This is a genomic window from Rickettsia endosymbiont of Ixodes scapularis (assembly GCF_000160735.1).
GTDB classification, from domain to species: Bacteria; Pseudomonadota; Alphaproteobacteria; order Rickettsiales; family Rickettsiaceae; genus Rickettsia; species Rickettsia tamurae.
The window spans coordinates 1,819,107-1,822,326 of record NZ_CM000770.1; the positions used below are offsets into that span (position 1 = coordinate 1,819,107).

Genomic DNA, 3,220 nt, shown 5'->3' on the forward strand with positions numbered 1-3,220 from the left:
CAACTTGTTTCTAAAAGCTCGGCTCTTTCTTTTGCTACTTCTCTTATTGGAATAGTAGTATTTATGGGATTAATTGCTTGGGATACTCAAAAGATTAAGTCTATGTATTACATGGCAGGAAACGATGAAGTAGGACAAAAGCTTTCTATTATGGCAGCCTTTACTTTATATTTAGATTTTATAAATCTTTTCCTATATTTAATGAGATTTTTAGGCAATAGAAGGGATTAATTAGTATCATTCCTGCAAAGTCATGATTTTATTTCATGACTTTGGTTTTTTCATTGTCATATCACGATCAAATCTATAGTACAGGATAGTAATCCAGAAAAAATAATAAAAAAATTCTGTAAATCAGAATTTTTTCTTCCTTGCAATTAATCAATTAATATAATAAATTTTTGAAGCATTAGTTAATATAATCAGGTTATTTTTATGTCTAAAGAGAAAACTCAACAGGAATTATTATTACAAGAGCAACTTTTTAAAGCCATGAAAACTAACGATACAGCATTGAATACCAAAATATCTAGAGCCTGCAAAGACATTGCCGAATCCTGTTATTGACCTTTTTAATGACCAATCTCCTACTACTGAAAGCCTATATATTAGCTATTATGGCCCTAGCCGATTTAAACACTAAGGATTTAGATAAAGTTACAACAATAATAAAAAACTCGTTTCCAGGAGATAAAAACAAAGAACTAAGGAAAATAATCGATGCACCTCTTTTACAGCATTTAGTTATGGAAGATGCAATTGAACTACAGGTTGGATTAGATGATAGCCGATATAACGCAGATTACAGAAAACTTGAAGGAATAAGAAATCTTAATGTCCCCCTTCGGGGATAAGAAATCCCTCGCCTTCAGGTGAAGGGAAGATATAATGAAATTGCTTTAGCAATGAATTTATATCAAGAAACATGAGAAGTTATAGAAAGAATAGTCATAGTCAGTATGATTTAAAAGTACATCTTATATGGATACCAAAATATAGGAAGAGAGTATTGATAGGCAAAGTAGCGGAAAGGGCTAGAGATTTACTAAGGCAGATTTGTATGGAACATGAAGTATATATAATTTCAGGGAAAATATCATGTGATCACGTGCATATGTTTATCTCATATAAATCACAAATATCTCTTAGCAAGTTAGTACAGTATTTAAAAGGTAGTAGCTCAAGAATTTTATTGCAAGAATTTGCTCATTTAAGAAAACAATTTTGGGGCAATCATTTGTGGGCTAGGGGCTATATGGCGGTCAGTTCAGGTAATATAACTGATGAAATGATACAGCACTATATTGATGAACAGGAAGGTGAACCTGTGAATGATGATCGATTTCTAATCGATTCCACTTTATAACCCCTCAGCTTATAGCTGAGGGTTCTTTAGTTGCTTCTCTTAAATAATAATTAAACTCTGTCATTCATGATATAATCTAATTTTTAAGAGTTAAAATATGGAAAATAAAGAAGAAGAAATTTTAACCTCTGAGTTAATAATAGATGAAGAGGAGGAAAAACGTTTAAAAGCTCAAAATGCAAGGAAAGAGCTTAAGTTAATATTAATAACATTTGCTATTATTCTTACTAGTTTTTTAACTTTTTGTTATTTCTTTTTTAACTATATAGAAGAAAAAGCAGCAGAGTATAAATTACAGCAAGAACAAGAAGCAAAAGTAAATAACAAAACAGAATGAAGTTGTTTAAATACAATATAACCAAAAGTTATTAATCTATTTAAAATTAAAAAATTATTTATTATTGCAATTTTTTTTAATCAACTATTATTAACAAAAATAAGAAATAACTTTTATGGAAGATATAAGCTCTTGGAAAGAAAAGTTTGAAATTTGCATTTACGCTAAAAAGTTGATTGATAAACTCGAATATTTAAACACTAAAGTAAAAAATCCTGTTGATATAGAGGAAGTCAAAAAAGTATCTACTACGCTCATAAATATCATGGTTTGCAAATAGCGTCAATCAGGCGATCCTTACTATTCTCATCCGATTGAGGTGGCGATTATGCTTGCGGAGTTTGTGGCAGACTAAGCTCCTAAGCTTTTTACTTCTAATATGATAAATGCTGCTCTACTTCACGATACTATTGAGGATACAGAGCTTACTGAAAAGATGATCATCGAAATTTTTGGTAAAGAAATAGCAAAACCTGTAGAAGGTTTAACTAGAATTAAACCTCACGGAAAAATCAGTGTCGAGGAAAGCTTAAACCTATTAATTAAGCAAAAAAGATATGATACCGCATTTATAAAATTATTTGATCGTATTCATAATGTACAAACATTAGCAGCTAAATCAGCTGAAAAGGCTAAAAAAATTATTGAAGAGACTTTAAGAAATTTTGTACCTTTATCTATTTATTTAAAGATAAAGATCCCTACAATATTTTTAGATATACAAATAGATATTCAAAAAAAATTTCTTTTAGGTTTAAGGATACTGATTCACTTCTTTCTCCAATCTTTGAAAGTGATTTATACCCCCAATATATCCAATCCCTGTAGGAATAATAATCGCTATTAACCCCCATGCCCATGATTCAAAATAATTAATTAAATACACTAAACCAAAAGAAGTAACTACATAACGCGAGTTTCGTATTCAAAAAGTCGCTGAATAGCTGATAGTAACTGGGTTACGGGGATCTTGATAATACTGTTTTTGTTATAAAGTGAGTACAAAATACAAATTGCTAATTAAAATATGGTATTTATAGTATTAGAAAAAAGTTTATAGGTTATTGAAAAAACTTTAAGAGCAATAACCTATGATAATGGATTTTACAGAAATATTTTGTTACGTCGATGATTTTTTTCAAGAATTAGACAAGCATACAAATTCAATTACTAACCATAACAACAAATCTGGTCCTAAAAGTCGACTGAACAGAAGTGAGGTAATAACAATTATAATAGGCTACTGGCAGTCATCTTATGATTGTTTTAAGAATTATTGTCTGAAGCAAATATGAATTCATCATCAAAGAGATTTTCAATTAGTAAGCTATAGTCAATTTATAAAAATAATAGGTCTACATTTACCACTATTAGTACTAATATTCAATTCTATTTTGGATCAGTGTGACGGACTCTCTTTTGTAGATTCAAGTAGTATAGAGGTATGTAAGAGATACCGTATTTCAATGAATAAAGTGTTCGCCGGCATAGCAGCAAGCAGTAAGACAACAAAAGGT

General features: G+C 29.8%; 4 protein-coding genes and 2 pseudogenes. All 6 read left to right on the forward strand.

Annotation, left to right across the window (positions count from 1 at the left end; all coding sequences use genetic code 11):
• Positions 1-231 (forward strand): Bax inhibitor-1 family protein (locus REIS_RS09190; RefSeq protein WP_040614750.1); only part of this gene is annotated, 231 nt, incomplete at its 5' end.
• A gap of 204 nt (positions 232-435) precedes the next feature.
• Positions 436-842: pseudogene (locus REIS_RS09195) on the forward strand (hypothetical protein); the annotation flags it as partial.
• An 83-nt stretch (positions 843-925) separates the two neighbouring features.
• Entirely contained in the window at positions 926-1,366 is a 441-nt protein-coding gene (gene tnpA, locus REIS_RS09200; RefSeq protein WP_008579210.1) for an IS200/IS605 family transposase, read from the forward strand.
• 97 nt (positions 1,367-1,463) lie between these two features.
• Positions 1,464-1,703, forward strand: a complete 240-nt coding sequence (locus REIS_RS09205; protein ID WP_008579238.1) for a hypothetical protein — start codon at positions 1,464-1,466, stop codon at positions 1,701-1,703.
• Between the two features lie 115 nt (positions 1,704-1,818).
• Positions 1,819-2,550, forward strand: a pseudogene (locus REIS_RS13475) (HD domain-containing protein).
• Between the two features lie 547 nt (positions 2,551-3,097).
• Positions 3,098-3,220, forward strand: a 123-nt coding sequence (locus REIS_RS17565) for a transposase (protein WP_371256178.1), incomplete at its 3' end; no start/stop codon positions are given.

Coding starts and splice junctions, on each gene's coding strand:
- REIS_RS09205 (WP_008579238.1), top strand. CDS start 1,464: ATGGAAAATAAAGAAGAAGAAATTTTAACCTCTGAGTTAATAATAGAT.
- tnpA (WP_008579210.1), top strand. CDS start 926: ATGAGAAGTTATAGAAAGAATAGTCATAGTCAGTATGATTTAAAAGTA.